Genomic DNA, 17,108 nt, shown 5'->3' with positions numbered 1-17,108 from the left:
AACGAAAACAGAGAAGAAACTATGGCCATTTCTAAGGTTAATGAGAACGTATATGTATAAGAATTACAACGAGTTCTTTAAGGAGCTTCATCGAAAAAAGAGTAAAACATCTAAAGGACGACAGAAAGTACCCGATCAGAAGAGACGACAAACGGAGTTTGAAGGAAGTATAGCTATAATTAAGCCACAAAAGAGAAAGTAAATCACTTAACTTCGACAATTAAATATGTAAAAAAATGGGAACAAGGTCTATTAACTCCCTGATCCCTTTTTTAATTTTATATACCGAAATTAATTGTAAAAAAATTACTATTATAGGTTATTTTTACATTGGTGCAATACTATTGGGACAGTCCCCTACTTAAGCTTGTTTAAAATGGATATATCCTTTAGAATTAGGGAAGTATTATTTACTACATAGCTAATTAAAAGAGGGTCGTTATGTACACTATCATTGATCTTATTATTGCATTCCTTATTTCTTTAATTTCGACACTTTTATTAGTGTATCCAATAAAGAAGCTTGCTGTTAAATGGAATATTATCGACTTACCGAATTATCGTAAAGTCCACAAGAATCCTACGCCTAGGCTAGGAGGCTTGGCCATTTTTCTTGGGACGTGTCTTGGAGTTCTATATCTTTGGCCAACCTCGTTCGAGCATTTTCCTGCGATTGTTTTAGGGGCAATTATTATTGTTGCAACTGGGATGATTGATGACAAATATGCGATTAAACCAATATATAAGCTCGTTGGACAAGTTATACCTGCAGTCCTCTTAATTTTATCAGGACTCATTATAGAACGAATAACGCTACCATTTTTTGGTGTTGTCGAATTAGCTGGACCCTTTAGTGTGATTATTACGTTACTATGGATTGTTGGTATCACCAACGCCATCAACCTCATCGATGGACTTGATGGCCTCGCATCCGGTGTATCAACCATTGCCTTAATTAGTATATTAACCATGGCAATTATGGACCAAGAGGTATTAGTAATTTACTTGGCATTAACATTAATAGGTAGTAATTTAGGGTTTCTGTTCCATAACTTCCACCCAGCAAAAATTTATATGGGGGACACGGGTTCACTATTCCTAGGTTATATGATTGCAGTTATTTCGATATTAGGTCTCTTCAAAAATGTAACGCTATTTAGCTTTATCATTCCAGTAATCATTCTAGCTGTACCAATTTTTGATACCATTTTTGCTATGATCAGAAGGTTCCTCAATGGGGAAAAGATCATGAATCCGGATAAAAAGCATATTCATCATCAGCTTCTGGCTGCAGGATATAGCCATCGTACGACAGTATTAATAATCTATGGATTTGCCGCTCTATTTGGTGCATTAGGATTTATTTTCTCAAATGCCTCACTAGGACATTCTTTAATTATCGCATTTATCATTTGGTTTTTACTTCATATTTTTGCTGAATTAGTAGGACTGGTTGGTAGAGGACAAAGACCGGTACTGCGGTTAATGAAGAAAATTTTTGTACCCGCTAAAAATAAGGATCAAATTTAAGGTCTATGTTTACTATACAATTAGTAAACATAGACCTCTTTACATTTATTTTACAAAAGAGTACTATTACCTAGAGGTGAATGTACTTGAATTTTACAAAAAGTTACTTTTTATTCTTTACAGTTGCAATTATCATTAAGTTCATGCTTTTTCGTTCATTACTATTTGATGACTTGAATATACTAAAAATACTTTGGTTTGAAATCGCATGGGTGATTATCCTATTTGTATTAATAGAGCTCTTTCTAAAAAGACTAAAGCTCATTGTGTATTTAGTGATAGATTTAGTATTGTCGATAACTTTATTTTCTATGGTTATTTATGAAAGATATTTTATTACACTTCCTACTTATCACGATCTTGGCCAATTAAACCAAGTTGGTTCTGTTAGTGATAGCGCCTTAATGCTTATCTCAGGAAAAGACTATGTCTTCTTCTTTTTTGACATTGCAATATTACTACTGTTTTTCGTTTTGCGCAAATTTATCAATTACCCCAAGAATACAACAATTTCCAGAAAAATAATGACTCCAATCTTAGCTATAGCAGTTGTAATAATTGCGATTAATTTCTATGTGCTAAGAGATGACAAGATACTTGACCAAGCCTTGTTTGCGGATCACAATGGCGTACTCAATTCGCAAGTTGTAAAAGTATTTCAAGATAAGATTAGAACGAAATCTTCTGCAGCAATTGATTTTACAACAGAGGATGTAATCAAATTAAAAGGGAATGAACCGGTACCATTTTCCGAGCATAATTACCATGGAATTGGCAAAGACAGGAACCTAATTGTAATTCAAATCGAGTCTCTACAAGATTTTGTTATAGGTCGAAAAGTAGGTGGCCAGGAAATTACTCCTAATTTGAATAAATGGGTAGAAGAAAGCTTTTACTTCACGAATGTGTTCCAACAAATCGGTGCAGGTAATACGTCTGATGCAGAATTCATTATGAACACATCCATTTATCCTGCTGGTGAAACACCAACTTCTAGTGTCATTGATGACAAAGAATTACCGAGTTTACCTTACCTACTGCGGGATAAGGGTTACCATACTGCGACATTCCATGCAGATACTATTAAATATTGGGACCGTCATATTATGTACCCAGCTTTAGGATTTAATGAGTACTATGATATCGAATATTATGGGGAAGAGGATCTAGTCGGATTTGGCCCATCGGATGGTTATTTCTATAATAAAACGATGGATGTGTTTAGAGATTATAAAGAGGACGGAAAACCATTTTATGCGCATGTCTTATCTCTAACGAGTCACACGCCATTTGAAATGCCAGCGGACAAAGAATATTTAAATCTTCCTGATGAATATGAAGGGACTTTAGTCGGGAATTACTTCCAATCTGTTCGCTATGCAGATGAGACTTTGGGGCAGTTTTTCCAAGAATTAAAAGACGAAGGTTTATGGGAAAACTCCATAATTGTCCTTTACGGAGATCATTCTGGACTGCATGGCCGCCTAGTCGAAGACCATGATGTCAAGTTGCTTCGAGACTTTTTAGGGAGCCCCTATTCCTTAGTGGATCGTTTTAATATTCCTTTTATTGTTAGTATACCAGGCGAAACGGAAACGATAGGACAACGGATAGAAACTACCGGAGGGCAAATGGACATGATGCCAACGGTTCTCAATCTGATGGGAATCGAGCCAGAAGGACTATACTTCGGGCAAAATCTATTACAGTATGAGCATAACTTGTTAGGTATGCGTTACTACCTATCAGCAGGAGCATTTTTCAATGATGAAGTTCTCTATATTCCAGAGACGACAAGAAATGACATACGGATTTATGATTTAAAAGGCCAAGACCGCTATAAAGATATAGAAGATCCACAAGAGCATTTTGAGGAATACTATTTAAAAATGCTTCAACTCTATGAATGGTCAGATGCATACTACCAAAGCCTGACAAGAGAAGAATATAAATAGGAATTATTTAAAAACCATACGAAGTTGTTCGTATGGTTTTTAGCTTTTTTAGGAAGGGCGTAGTGCTAAGGTGTGCAGACGTCATTTTTGGCATAAGTGGTCGTTGAAATGAAGCATGAAGCGGTTCTAAGCATCATTTTGAGATGATTGGGAGGTCGAAGTGAAGCATAGAGGAGTTCTAAACGTCATTTTGACACAAGCGAGAGGTTGAAATGAATCATAGAGTGGTTCTAAACGTCATTTTGACGCAAGTGAGTAGTTGAAATGATTCATAGAGTGGTTCTAAACGTCATTTTGACGCAAGTGAGTAGTTGAAATGATTCATAGAGTGGTTCTAAACGTCATTTTGAGATGAGTGAGTAGATGAAATGAAGCATAGAGGAGTCCTAAGCGTCATTTTGATTCAAGTGAGCAGCTGAAATGAATCATAGAGTGATCCTAAGCGTCATTTTGATTCAAGTGAGCAGCTGAAATGAATCAGAGTGGTACTAAACGTCATTTTGACATGAGTGAGCAACTGAAATGAATCATAGAGTGGTACTAAACGTCATTTTGACGCAAGTGAGTAGTTGAAATGAATCATAGAGTGGTTCTAAACGTCATTTTTACGCAAGTGAGTAGTTGAAATGAATCATAGAGTGGTTCTAAGCATCATTTAGACGCAAGCGAGCGGGTGAAATGAATCATAGAGCAGTCCTAAGCGTCATTTTGACACAAATGAGCAGCTGAAACGAATCATAGCCCACCTAGCTAGCTTACTTACTCTTAATAAAAGAATGCCTCATAAATGAATCATAGTGCAATTATAGACAACATTTTCAACAAAGATTTATTACATAGTTTAGCTATTGTGAGAAATATGGTAAAATAAAAGTTATAATTTTAGGAGCATGAAATGTTAAACGAGAGAGGTATTATGGTTGAAATCTAAACTAGGTCTAGCAAGTCTACTGTTTATTGGGGCATCGTTGCTACTGAAAGTATCAGGTTTACTTCGTGATATGGTTGTTGCAAATTACTTTGGTGATAGCTATGCGGCAAGTGCGTACTACGCTGCATTTATAATCCCGAATATGTTTATTCTATTCATGACGACTGGTATGAAAAATGCATTCGTCCCAAGTTACATAGACGCTTTGGAGAAGCAACAAGGAAAACATCATCTAGGTCAAGTATTCAAAGGTACGTTAGTCATAAGCATCCTAGTATCGATTATTGGAGCTCTACTTGCTCCAATTTATATTCCGATGTTCTACCCAGAGTTTAACCCACACGGAACAGAAATTGCGATCTGGGTTGCGATTTTCTTCTTTATGTCGATTATTTTCGTCGGTATGAATGCAGTATTAGAGGCATTGTTTGATGCAGAGAATAAATTCTCGCTCTCACAAGTCTCCCAAATTATTGTGCTTGCATCTTCTATCATCGCCGCAATTTTGTTTGCGAACAAAATTGGTGTATATTCATTAGCAATAGGTTATTTAATCGGTACTGTTTTATCATTAGTCTTTAAGTTCATCTTGGTAGTTCCCAAAAAGACGCTACAACTAAAAGGGAAAATGGACTGGTTTGAAATAAAACACTTTTATTGGGTATTTATCCCAGTAGGTCTAACCGTTGCAGTTGGTCAAATCAACCTCATGGTAGGAACGATTTTTGCCAGTTACTTTGAAGAAGGTGCCGTAACCTATATTAACTATGCAAAGAACCTCGTCCATATGCCTCAAGGTATATTTGGTGTAACAATCGGTACTATTATCTTTCCATTGCTTTCAAGAGCAATTTCAACAGATAACACCAAATTATTTAAACGAGGAATTGAACAAGGATTTACGTTAATGTATTTGATCTTACTTCCATCTATAATTGGAATGCTTCTATTAATGCCAAATATTATTGAACTCCTATACCAACGAGGAGCATTTACTGCAGAAGCAACAATTGCTACTGCTCAAGTTGCTTACCTATATTTTGGCTCCGTATTATTTTTTAGCTTAAACAATATTACTAATAAAGGTTTTTACTCATTAAAAAAAGGACACCTCATCTTATTTATAAGTGGCTTGTCCATTTTCTTAAATATTATCTTAAACTTTATCTTTACGAAATGGTTTGGTTATCTCGGAATACCATTATCCGCATCAATTAACGCGCTATTTTATGTCGGAGCACAATTTATTGTCTTCCATAAATTAGTCGGTGGATTAAACTTGAAATATCTGACAGTAGAGTTTCTAAAAATCACTGCTGTAACCGGTGTAATGGCTGCTGTCATATATCCGATATTGCCATTTATAGATCAGTGGCATAATATTGCTCAAATAATAATAGTTGCCTCAATCGGAGCATTTGTCTACTTAGTTGGGGCTTATCTTGTAAAATCTCAATCCTTACTGTTTTTACTGGAGAAATTTTTCAAAAAGAAAAGAACAGTGACAGAGGAGTAAACTGTATGAACGTAAAACAATTATTAATTACTATATTAAAACCAATAAATATTCCGCTGACGAGGTTTATTTTGCAACGGCATTATAAGCAAGAAAAGCAGCTTTCGACTACGAAAAACGCTAAGCGGATATTGGTCTTTGCTCCTCACATGGATGATGAAACAATCGGACCTGGTGGTGTTATTCGAAAACATGCAAATGAGGGCGCAGAAGTTCATTGTGTCTTTGTCACAGATGGATCGAATAGTGTTAGTGATTTATCCAAAGAAGAGCTAACAAGAATTCGTATGGAAGAAACGGAAAAGGTAAAGCATATTCTAGGCATTACGTCGATTCAATACTTAGGACTTCCAGATGGCAAAGTAAGAAGTAATGAAGAATCTCAATCTAAGTTCAAAGAAATGATTGACCAAGTAAAACCAGATATCATTTATACTACTTCCTTTATTGATGCTCACACGGATCACACGCAAACTGCGAAAACATTAGCCGATGTACTACGTAATTCGGAATACCAAGATGTTACTATCCGCATGTATGAAATCAATTGTCCGATACCACCTGAGTTTATTAATTGTGTGGTAGACATTTCGGATACAATTGAAGAAAAGAAGAAAGCGATAAACGTATTCAGTTCACAAAAGATTGCTTTTGATGGTTTTGTAGAATTAAATCGATTAAAGACCAATCTTATACAAGAAGAAGTGGAAGCGGTCGAGGTCTTTGTAGAGCCAACTATTGATTCCTTTATTCAACACTGCGATAAATTAGCGACAGAAAGTAAAAAGTTCCCAGCCATGTTTAAACAGGCTAATCGAACGGATACACTATTATGGGCAATATATAAAAATCTAGATGCTAAAAAACAATTTTATAAACAAAGCATAGAAAAGTAGTTCTAATTATTAGAGCTACTTTCTTATTAGAGGTGAGCTAATTGACCATTCGTTTTTACCAAAAAGGCGATGAAGAAAACATTCAGGCACTATATATGAAAGTATTTAAAAAAGACCGTAGCCTATCTCATTGGGAGTGGAAGTATATCAATCACCCAGAGTCCATGAACCCGTTTGTCCTTGTGTTTGAAGAGGAAGGGAAGATTCTTGGACATATTGCACTGTGGGTTGCGGATGCATATATAGAAGGGGAGAAGGCTAAGATTGGCCTCCGTGTCGATACGATGGTTGACTCCGATGCTAGAGGAAAAGGAATTTATGGAAAGTTAAATCAGCGGATGCTAGAAGAAGCAAAGAACGCAAATATTAATTACCTATACGGCTTCCCAGCACCGAAAGCAAAAGAACTATTGATGAAATACACAAATGCCATTGATGTAGAAAACATCTCCCGGTACATGACAATCTTGGATCCGATAACAATTGGTGCGGGCATGATAGGGGGACAGTCCCTCCTGAAGCCAATTGGTGAAATATATAAAAAGCTAAAATTGAAAGGAACCAGACCCAATCTTTCAGGTGATTGGGAGCTTGTTGAAGTTGGACAGGCTGGTGCGCGATTCGATAAATTAGCAGAAGACCTTCGTACGTTTAAACCAATCATGCTAAAGCGAGATGCGAATTATTTAAACTGGCGCTTTAAACAGCATCCTGACAAAACTTACACTATTTTAGCCTTGTTACATAAAGATGAGCTTAAAGGTTACATCGTTGTAAAAATAGAAAAGACCCCCTTAAAAAAGGGAGCTGCTACGATAGGTTATATTGTGGATTGGTTAGGATATGAAGATGAGAAAATTTGGGAGTACTTGTTAAAGGGAGCAATAAACCATTTAAAAGATACCGATATGATTCAGTCTTGGTTTTTCCCTGAAAACACCGCAACCAATGTATTAAGTAAGTATGGATTTAAGGAAAAAGACCGTCCAATGGCACTGGTTATCCATCAGTTAGAAGGTAGAACTATGTCGAATAAACAAGACTGGTGGGTCACGCAAGGGGATGTCGATTCATTTTAATCACAACCCCCGAGTTTGTGATTGATTTTTATTTGCAAATGCCTATAATAGGTAAGAGATAAAAAAATATGAAACAGTGAAACTTTTAAATGTTTGTTTTCGTCTAATTGATTAGTAGAATTAAAATCTATAATTATATCTAGTCCAAGGAACTATTCTAGGAGGATTTAACATGCAATTTATAATTGCTCTAGTTGTTACGTTTATTGCTTCCATAATTTTAACACCTTATGTCAAAAAGCTAGCAATTAAAGTCGGCGCAGTCGATAAGCCTAATTATCGAAAAGTACATAAACAAACGATGCCTAGACTAGGTGGATTAGCTATTTTCCTAAGCTTTTTAATTGGAGTCTTGTTATTCATTCCAGATACGATTCAGGCATGGCCGATTCTTCTAGGTGGGCTGATTATTGTAGCTGTTGGTGTACTGGATGACATTAAGGAATTACCCGCAAAGTCAAAGCTGTTAGGCCAATTGGTTGCAGCAGTTGTCACAGTTGCAGGTGGCATTCAAATCGACTTTATTACACTACCAAATGGAAATGAAATCGAATTCGGCTATTTTGCTATCCCAATTACGATTATCTGGATTGTAGCAATCACAAATGCTATTAATCTAATTGATGGATTAGATGGATTAGCAGCAGGGGTTTCTGCGATTGCTGTTCTTACTATTTCAGGCTTAGCAATTTCGATGGGCGATCCATTAATGGCACTAATCGGGATATTATTATTTGGAAGTACACTAGGATTCTTAGTGTTTAATTTCTACCCTGCAAAAATATTTATGGGGGATACTGGTTCCCTATTTTTAGGATATATGATTAGTGTTATTGCGGTAATGGGACTGTTCAAGAACGTGGCGATTTTCTCCTTGGTTGTACCAATCATTATTCTAGGTGTTCCAATCCTAGATACAACCTTTGCAATCGTTCGACGTATCGTGAAAAAGCAACCACTATCAGCGCCTGATAAGTTTCACCTACACCACTGTTTAATTAAACTAGGCTTTACACATCGTCAAACCGTTATCATTATCTATGCGATGAGTGGACTATTCAGTGTTGCAGCAATCATCTTTACAAGAGCAACGTTATGGGGCTCAACACTATTGTTAATCGGATTATTGATTTTAGTAGAGTTGATTGTAGAGGTTACTGGATTAATCAGTGAAAATTATCGACCGTTGTTACGGTTTATTGATGGGAAGAAGAAGTAGATTAGTGAGCTGTCTCATGTTGGGAGTTAATCCTAGATGAGGCGGCTTTTTTTGTTGGGTGGATTTTGAGTTGGGATTTGGATGAAATGAATCATAGAAAGTGCTTTTGAATCATTTTGATGGTGAAATGTGTTTGAAATGAATCATAGAAAGAGTCTATGAATCATTTTGATGGGGAAATGTATTTAAAATGAATCATAGAAAGAGCCTATGAATCACTTTGATGGGGAAATGTATTTGAAATTAATCATAGAAAGAGCCTATGAATCACTTTGATGGAAAATGTGTTTGAAATGAATCATAGGAAGAGCCTATGAATCATTTTGATTAGGAATCGTATTTGAAATAATCCATAGAAAAAGTCTATGAATCATTTTGAAAAGAATCATAGAAAGAGGCTATGAACCACTTTGAGCAGGATTTGGGTTCGAAACGAAACATGGAATGGGCTTATGCATCATTGTGAAAGGGAATTGTACCTAATATGAATCATAGAGTAGTGGAAACAACGAACCCCTGGCAAGTTATCTACCTCCCAGGGGCTTTCCATTCATAATAAGACCAGCGTCTATTATAGACAAATTTGAAATGCTTCATCAGGATTCTTTTTATTCTTTGTTTTGATGAAATAATGACACACCAATCATAAACATTACCTGTAGTTATTTTTTTGTCAGGAAAAAGTATGGTGAAATCACGAAGGGTGTGAATTATTGCTTCGGATAATAACATTTTGCCCCCACAATCATTGCAGTGACAATAATGCCCCTGCAGCACAACGGAAAATGAATGACATTGATGGCAGACGACTCCTTTTTGAACTTGGTCATAATGATATTCAGGGATTGTTTGGTATGGAGAATCTTCTTGGTGAAGGGAGATCAATTTATTTGCGATTGCTTGATTTTGCTTAGTTACCTTAGAGTAATTGGAATTAAGTCTTTTTATAAAGGAGTTAATCTGGGTCGGTAAGATGAAAGGCTTGTCCCGTGGAGAGTTGTATAGGGTGAATTCTGGATTAATGAAAACGACTGAAGAATTTATTAGGGTTTTCATTCCGTGACGTTGGAGTAGTTGATGTAATAGTGTTTCTGCCCGTATTAATTGATGTTCTGGATTCTTAATCTTGTAATCGGTGTCTTTATAAAAATTATCCTTCTGGTAAATATATTCTCCTTCAAAATACTTCACGTCAATTAATTCAATTATGGTTGGGAAAATAATAAGTGTATCAATCTGGAAAGTACTATTATTGACTGTTAGAAGTAAATCTCTTATAACGAGGCATTCGGACTGGAGTTGCTGGTCGAGGAGCTGGTCAAATAATAATTCACCTTCATAGCCTTTTTTTAGTTTAAGCAACTGCTGTGTATCCTTCTCTGATAAATTACTACGGTAAGATAAGATATCTAGAATCTGTAGCTCTTTGCTGGGGGTTCGTTTTTTAACAACTTTCATTTCACACACCCTTAATATTTTTTGCTATTTTTTATATCAAATCTAGTCAAATTAAGGTAAACAAAAATCCATGCTCCTAATCGAAGCATGGATTAATCTATTTGAATAAAATTCCCATCATCTTTATTTGCATCAATCAACTCCACAAAACTCTCATGATAACGATCTTCACGAATTGGGTGATTCTCAAGGTAAACACCTGCAGCATTGTTCGGTGTGACACGCTCTAGGAACTCATCAACCGTTTCCTTCGTAGCAAAGTACGGTTGAAAATGAACTTTTATGAACTGAAGGTCTGTTCTCAAATAACGAGCGTGAATATTTTCAAAGGCTACAATACTTTCCTCAGGTACCTCTTCATATAAGGCTGTCACTTTGTTTTTCGTATCAGCGTAATCTGGTGATGGACTTAGCACCGACGTATACGTTCGGTAACCAACATTCATAACTAGAGCCACGCCAAGTACCACGAATAAAAATAATCGCCAACGTTTCCAGCCATCGCCATTTGTCTGTGCAAACCACGAAGCCAGGAATAGCCATGCCATGAATGTTGCTGGTCCAAGTAAACGGTAATTGAACGGGTCAAAATGTGCACCCCAACGCATGTAAACGATAGCGGTAAAGTAGACAATACCAACTAATAAAAACATACCAGGAAGGAGCCACTTCTCTTTATCTAAAGTAAACAATGCTTTAATATGTCTCGGGCGTATGAAAAGTAATAAAGCGACAACTAGTAGTATAAGGCTTTCATTGATATATACTTGGCTACTAGTCGCTAAAACGTTTACCTCTGCTAAAATGCCTCTCCATAGCATCGTTACAAACTCGGAGGCTGTCTCTGCTCGAGGTATTCGCTCCATCCCAGTCATTAATCCAGTATTAAGGTGGTTCAATACGAGATACACCCCGGCAATTACTATCGGAATGGTTCCTGCAATCCAACATATTAGCATGTTCTTCCATTGCTTGCGGAAAAGAAAATAAAATCCAACAAGGCCGATAATTCCTGCTCCAATTAATCCGATGTAGCGCATGAAGAATAGGAAGGTAGCAGCAAACAACATCTGCCAAGCAAAGCCTATTCGATTCGTTTCAACATATCGCACGATACTATAGACGAGCCAGAGTAATCCAAATAGAAAAGGTACTTCCGACCAAGTATAGGAAAATAATGTTGTAAAAGTACTAACAAAGAAAATAAGTGCAACAAATGGCGCCTTGTCTTTAAATAGTAGCCTTATTAGAAGTAGAGACAAAGCTAACAAAATAATATTTAATATTTTAGAAGCCCAAAAAACATCTGAAAAGGTAACTAGAGAAACACCGGCAATAAGAACCGGATAGCCAATTGGCCATGTTGCAAAGTAGGTGCTGATGTCAGGAACATAACTAGCAGTCTCCATACCATCACCAGCCAAAAGATTCTCCGCCATCTGCAAATAATGGGCAGAATCCGATGTTAAATACCCATCCGGATGCTCAACCGATTGAATAACAATAAAACAACTCATAATTCCAAAAATAACAACTAACCAAACATTAGCAGACTTCAACCACGACACCCCAAAAATCCACCCCTTTCCTAAGGGGGACAGTCCCTCACCGCTTTATCACTTTAAAGCATTGAGGGACTGTCCCTCCTTATGTAAACAAGATAAATAAAATCCAGCTTGTAACAAGGCCAACTACTAGACCACCAAGGATTTCAATCTTAGTATGCCCCATTCGTTCACGCATGCGCTCTTGCTGTTTATCAGTCATCATCGTATTTAGAAATGTAGCTTGTTTACCAACGGCAATTCGCAATCCTGTTGCATCAATAATAACAATGAAGAGAAACGCAACAGCTAGTCCAAAGATAGGGGAGAACCATCCCTCACCAAACCCGATCAGAAAAGCAGTCGTAGCTACTGTAGAAGTATGCGTACTCGGAAACCCACCATTTCCTGTTAGATGTCTTGCATCCTTCCCGAATCTCAAATAATTAATACAAAACTTCAAAATTCCTGAAACAAACCAACCTATAAAAGGAGCCAAAAAATAAGGCATCCCACAACCTCCTTTAGGAGGGACAGTCCCTCACTGCTTTATCACTTTAAAGCGCTGAGGGACTGTCCCCCATAAGTAAACCAGAATTCCGATAAACACACCAAACCATAGTGTTACTAGTCTTATAATAAGTGAAATGGTAATAGCTAGTGTTCCGCCAATTCCGAAATACATAAGTAACCCGGTGATGCTTCCTTCAGCAGCACCTAGTCCACCGGGAATCATCGATAACGCCCCAGCAAGGGTTCCTAAGCTAAATGTTGAGATACTTGCTAGTAAAGAAAACCCATCCACAAAAGCTTGAATCAACACATACAAGCTCACACATTCCAAAAACCAAGCTAAAACACTAATAAAAAAGGATAAACTCAACAAACGGAACTTCATTAAAAATAACGTCTGCTCATAAAAAGTATGTAAGGATCCTCTTAACCGATGCACTTTACTAGGTCTAGTCACGAAATCAATTAACTTTGTAATCAATGGCTTCCGCTGAATAATCATGAAAAAGATAACAATCAAAGCGACCAATATAATCATCGGTGCAACTCCAAATGGATAAGCCAAAAAGCCAATCCCAACCAAAGCCATCATCGCCAACAAATCCGTCAGCCTATCAAAGAAAATAATCGGAATGGACTTCGCATATGCGACATCGGCTTCTTTCTGTAAAAAGTAAGCTTTTATTAATTCCCCAGCCTTACCAGGTGTAATGGACATCATCAATCCAATAAAAAAGATTTTCGTATTCGCCCACAAACCAATTTCGAATCCAGACCAACGCGAAAATAAATGCCATTTCATTAGTCGCAACATATAACTTCCAAACGTCAATAAAAACGCCAAAGCTAAGTATTGCAATGGCATGTCCCGAACAAAGCCCATTACTTCTTGTAAATCAGATAAAAATAGAAAAACCGCAATCACTATTACACCAAGAACAACGCCCACCAATAAGCGCTGAACAAGTTTATCCGGTGCTTTACTTTCTGCCTTGTCCATTTAAATATCCGTCCGTTTAAAAATCTTCTCGGGAATTAATTTAATAATCAACATGATAATAATCCAAAACCAAGGTGTGTATAGGACATCTCGCTTTTTCTTCAATCCAGAATTAATATCCTTCGCAACCTTTTTGGGGCTAGCAAGTAAGAAGGAATCATCCACCACACCATATGTCATCTTCGTATCCACCATTCCAGGTTTTACAGTCAATACATTAACTCCAGCCTCATGCAGACGATTGCGCAGCCCTTGCATATAAACGGTCAACCCAGCTTTTGTAGATCCGTAAATATAATTACTCTTACGCCCACGATCCCCAGCTACCGAAGAAACGGCACAAATAAATCCACGTCTTTGCTTTTCAAAATAGTTAGCAGCAATATTTAATATCGACACCGCAGAGGTATAGTTCACATCAATCATTTTCCGCGAAAGGTCGAAATCTTGCTCCGACTCTTTCTGATCTTCCATAGCCCCATACATCAATATGACGCCTTCCAGTTCACCACTCTCAACAACTACTTCATCAAAAAATCCCTGATGTTGCTCAAAAGCTAACGCATCAAATGCTTTTACCGAAACCTGAATTTGATAACGTACCTCAAGATCTTGTTTTATCCGCTCTAACTCTTCCATATTACGCCCAGCTAGCACAAGCTTTTTTCGCTCAGCTGCAAACTGGTGCACGGTTTCCCTAGCAATAGTTGAAGTCGCACCTAGTACTAGAATTGCACCCATACTGAAAACCTCCTGTTAAATTGAGTTACTTTAATATATGTGATTTATGAATCAATTTATTGCTTTTATGGGTTTGAAATGATGTTTACAAGGTTTCTATGAATCATTTCGATGTCATTAGTTGTTTGAAAAGATTTATAGAAGGTCCCTATGAATCATTTCGCTGTCTTAATTAGTTCGAAAAGACGCATACAAAGCCTCTATGAATCATTTTGATGAGTTAATTAAATCGAAAAGACGCATACCAGGTCTCTATGAATCATTTCGCTGTCTTAATTAGTTCGAAAAGATGCATACAAAGCCTCTATGAATCATTTCTTTGCCTAAATTAGTTCAAAAAGACGCATACAAAACCTCTAAGCATCATTTCCCTGCCACAATTAGCTCAAAAAGATATATACAAGCTCGCTATACATCATTTCACAACCAAAACTAGCCCCTACCTAAATAATACCTACCAACAACCCCTACTCCATCAACCCAATCCGCCTAGCCATCGAAGAAGAAAAACGCCCTTCAGGATCAACTTCATTCTTCACTTTCATAAACTCTTCCCATCTCGGATACATCGCACGGAAGGTTTCCGGACTAATTGTAGAATCCTTGGCCAAATATACACGCCCACCATAGGACAACACCAACTCATCCAAGTCTTTCAACATCACAAAAAGTCCATCATCCTTAATCGGAATATCCAATGCCAATGTATAACCTTCCATAGGGAAAGATAGCATTCCTTCGTTCGCTGGGCCTGAACTCTTCAACACGGCCAAGAAAGAGGAACGCTTTTCACTGCTCAACCGCTCAATCATCTTTCGGATACCTTCTTTAGGATTATTAACCTTAGGAAAAACAGCTTGGTACTGCACAAAGCCTTTCTTACCGTACAACTTATTCCAATCATCTATAGCATCTAATGGATGGAAATACGATGTCACATCCACAATCTTATTCGAATCTTTATACATCGAATAGTAAAGTTGATTAAATGTAGAGATGGTCCAGTAATTCAACGCAAACGAAGGTGCATTGACAGGCATCATTAGTTGTAATTTTCGAGGGGACACTAGAGGTTCCCGTATCTTACTTGTTAAATCACTTACTCGTGCATGCTCCCCACGCATCAAGACCGAACGCCCTAACTTATCACCAGAACTCAAACAGTCAATCCAAGCAACCGAATACTTATAGTTATGATCATTTTCTACAAATTTCTCAAATGCTTCATCTAGGTTACGCGCTCTTTCATAAGTCGCCTTTATATAGGAAGTTTCGACAGGCGCAAGTAGAATCGACGCACGTAAAATAATCCCAGTTAAACCAATACCTCCAACTGTTGCCCAAAACAGCTCCGAATTCTCCTCCCGACTACACGTAACTACCTCACCAGAAGCAAGCATTAATTCAAACGACAGAACAAATTCAGAAAAACTTCCATCGACATGGTGGTTTTTTCCGTGCACATCATTTGCGATTGCTCCACCCACCGTTACATACTTTGTCCCAGGCGTAACTGGCAAAAAGTATCCACGTGGTAAAAATACATTGATAATCTCATCCAATGAAACACCTGCCTCACAGGTCAACACGCAACTTTCTTCATCAAAGCCTAACATATGATTAAACTGGTCAAAACGAATAACCCCAGCATCTTTATTTAACGGTGTATCTCCATAACTTCGGCCAAGTCCATAGACAATCTGTGAGTCCACCGCATCATCGCCTAATGCAATTCGCAAATCATCCATCGTTTCAGGTCGGTAAACATAACAAGACTCAATTGGGAATTTGCCCCATCCAGCCATATCTTTCTTAACGGAATATGCCACTGTAATCTCTCCTTCTAGTTAAAAAACGTTAAGATAATGACAACACTAATAACATATAACAACACGGTTACTAATATATGCTTGTCTTCCAGCAATACCTTTTCCGGTGCACCACCTTGCTTCTTAATATGCACCAAATACAAATATCGAAATATCCCATAAATCACAAAAGGAATGGTCCACATTAAATGTACCGTCTCACCGGCTGTAAATGTAAATACCGCATAACTAACTATTGTCGCTGCGGTCACGATACTCATCAATTGATCCAAAAATGGTAGTGAATAATCATCCAACACTTTACGATGATTATTACTTTCAATAGTAAGCTCATGCCTACGCTTTCCGATTGCTAAGAACAACGAAAGCAGCATCGCACATAATAAGAACCAAGGAGTAAACGGAACATCAATAATTACTGCACCACCAATAGCTCGTAAAACAAATCCAAAGGCAATAAGCATCATGTCAATGATCACGACATGCTTTAATTTAAAGGTATATAAGATATTCTCTACAAAATACACCAATAAGATGAGAAAAAACAACGAATTAATTAGCAAGGATGCTACCATCGCTACAATTAATAACATTCCACCAGTAACTAAAGCAACTCGCAGATTCAAATTACCAGATGCCATCGGCCGATTCTTCTTCGTCGGATGGTTCCGGTCAGCCTCTATATCCATATAATCATTCATAATATAAATACTACTAGCAACAAAACTAAACGCAAAAAAGCCAAAAAGCGCGAGCATAATGGATTCAATATGTAAAAATTGAAAAGAAAACAATAACGCAGCAAAAACCAACAAATTTTTCGTCCATTGTTTCGGCCGCAACTGTCGAATTAATAAGGATAATGTTTGCAAATCTATCTCCTCACCTAACCTAAAA

13 protein-coding genes and 1 pseudogene are annotated in these 17,108 nt (G+C 37.3%); 7 read left to right on the top strand and 7 right to left on the bottom strand.

From position 1 onward, the window contains the following. The 7 genes and pseudogenes from TE34_RS21465 to TE34_RS10090 form a co-directional block, all read left to right on the top strand. Positions 1-202 (top strand): annotated as a pseudogene (locus TE34_RS21465) (IS4 family transposase); the annotation flags it as partial. Positions 203-441: 239 nt separating this feature from the next. Next, complete coding sequence (locus tag TE34_RS10115; RefSeq protein ID WP_047984701.1) at positions 442-1,530, top strand: MraY family glycosyltransferase; 1,089 nt, start codon at positions 442-444, stop codon at positions 1,528-1,530. Positions 1,531-1,616: 86 nt separating this feature from the next. Then, positions 1,617-3,485 (top strand): LTA synthase family protein, encoded by a 1,869-nt coding sequence (locus tag TE34_RS10110; RefSeq protein ID WP_053075054.1) that lies wholly within the window; start codon positions 1,617-1,619, stop codon positions 3,483-3,485. Positions 3,486-4,405: 920 nt separating this feature from the next. Continuing rightward, positions 4,406-5,932, top strand: coding sequence for a murein biosynthesis integral membrane protein MurJ (gene murJ, locus TE34_RS10105; RefSeq protein ID WP_047984699.1), 1,527 nt, complete (start codon positions 4,406-4,408; stop codon positions 5,930-5,932). Between the two features lie 5 nt (positions 5,933-5,937). Next, the gene (locus tag TE34_RS10100; protein ID WP_047984698.1) at positions 5,938-6,828 is read left to right on the top strand and encodes a PIG-L deacetylase family protein; all 891 of its coding nucleotides are present in this window, start codon (positions 5,938-5,940) and stop codon (positions 6,826-6,828) included. 41 nt (positions 6,829-6,869) lie between these two features. Then, positions 6,870-7,907: a GNAT family N-acetyltransferase gene (locus TE34_RS10095; protein WP_053075053.1), complete on the top strand. Its 1,038-nt coding sequence runs from the start codon at positions 6,870-6,872 to the stop codon at positions 7,905-7,907. Positions 7,908-8,079: 172 nt separating this feature from the next. After that, the gene (locus tag TE34_RS10090) at positions 8,080-9,126 is read left to right on the top strand and encodes a glycosyltransferase family 4 protein (protein WP_047984697.1); all 1,047 of its coding nucleotides are present in this window, start codon (positions 8,080-8,082) and stop codon (positions 9,124-9,126) included. 528 nt (positions 9,127-9,654) lie between these two features. Here TE34_RS10090 and TE34_RS10085 read toward each other — a convergent pair. The 7 genes from TE34_RS10085 to TE34_RS10055 all read right to left on the bottom strand — a co-directional run bounded on the left by TE34_RS10085 (position 9,655) and on the right by TE34_RS10055 (position 17,083). Continuing rightward, positions 9,655-10,584 (bottom strand): nuclease-related domain-containing protein, encoded by a 930-nt coding sequence (locus tag TE34_RS10085; RefSeq protein WP_047984696.1) that lies wholly within the window; start codon positions 10,582-10,584, stop codon positions 9,655-9,657. Positions 10,585-10,676: 92 nt separating this feature from the next. Then, positions 10,677-12,143 (bottom strand): hypothetical protein, encoded by a 1,467-nt coding sequence (locus TE34_RS10080; protein ID WP_047984695.1) that lies wholly within the window; start codon positions 12,141-12,143, stop codon positions 10,677-10,679. Positions 12,144-12,231: 88 nt separating this feature from the next. After that, complete coding sequence (locus TE34_RS10075; RefSeq protein ID WP_047984694.1) at positions 12,232-12,639, bottom strand: divergent PAP2 family protein; 408 nt, start codon at positions 12,637-12,639, stop codon at positions 12,232-12,234. Positions 12,640-12,669: 30 nt separating this feature from the next. Then, positions 12,670-13,641 (bottom strand): lysylphosphatidylglycerol synthase transmembrane domain-containing protein, encoded by a 972-nt coding sequence (locus tag TE34_RS10070; protein ID WP_047984693.1) that lies wholly within the window; start codon positions 13,639-13,641, stop codon positions 12,670-12,672. Continuing rightward, the gene (locus tag TE34_RS10065; RefSeq protein ID WP_047984692.1) at positions 13,642-14,382 is read right to left on the bottom strand and encodes an SDR family oxidoreductase; all 741 of its coding nucleotides are present in this window, start codon (positions 14,380-14,382) and stop codon (positions 13,642-13,644) included. Positions 14,383-14,849: 467 nt separating this feature from the next. Next, on the bottom strand, positions 14,850-16,211 hold the full coding sequence (locus TE34_RS10060; RefSeq protein ID WP_047984691.1) for an FAD-binding oxidoreductase: 1,362 nt from the start codon (positions 16,209-16,211) through the stop codon (positions 14,850-14,852). Between the two features lie 14 nt (positions 16,212-16,225). Continuing rightward, positions 16,226-17,083, bottom strand: a complete 858-nt coding sequence (locus TE34_RS10055) for a decaprenyl-phosphate phosphoribosyltransferase (RefSeq protein WP_236687145.1) — start codon at positions 17,081-17,083, stop codon at positions 16,226-16,228. Between the last annotated feature and the right edge of the window lie 25 nt (positions 17,084-17,108).

The sequence above is a fragment of the Ornithinibacillus californiensis genome, from assembly GCF_001038485.1.
Classification (GTDB): Bacteria; Bacillota; Bacilli; order Bacillales; family Amphibacillaceae; genus Ornithinibacillus; species Ornithinibacillus californiensis.
Note: the sequence above shows the minus strand (reverse complement) of the source record. Positions and strands in the feature narration are given on the sequence as shown.

Bases quoted from the DNA above. Each gene is read 5' to 3' on its own strand.
- TE34_RS10115 (WP_047984701.1), top strand. From the start codon at position 442: ATGTACACTATCATTGATCTTATTATTGCATTCCTTATTTCTTTAATT.
- TE34_RS10075 (WP_047984694.1), bottom strand. From the start codon at position 12,639: ATGCCTTATTTTTTGGCTCCTTTTATAGGTTGGTTTGTTTCAGGAATT.
- TE34_RS10085 (WP_047984696.1), bottom strand. From the start codon at position 10,584: ATGAAAGTTGTTAAAAAACGAACCCCCAGCAAAGAGCTACAGATTCTA.
- TE34_RS10090 (WP_047984697.1), top strand. From the start codon at position 8,080: ATGCAATTTATAATTGCTCTAGTTGTTACGTTTATTGCTTCCATAATT.
- TE34_RS10070 (WP_047984693.1), bottom strand. From the start codon at position 13,641: ATGGACAAGGCAGAAAGTAAAGCACCGGATAAACTTGTTCAGCGCTTA.
- TE34_RS10100 (WP_047984698.1), top strand. From the start codon at position 5,938: ATGAACGTAAAACAATTATTAATTACTATATTAAAACCAATAAATATT.
- TE34_RS10065 (WP_047984692.1), bottom strand. From the start codon at position 14,382: ATGGGTGCAATTCTAGTACTAGGTGCGACTTCAACTATTGCTAGGGAA.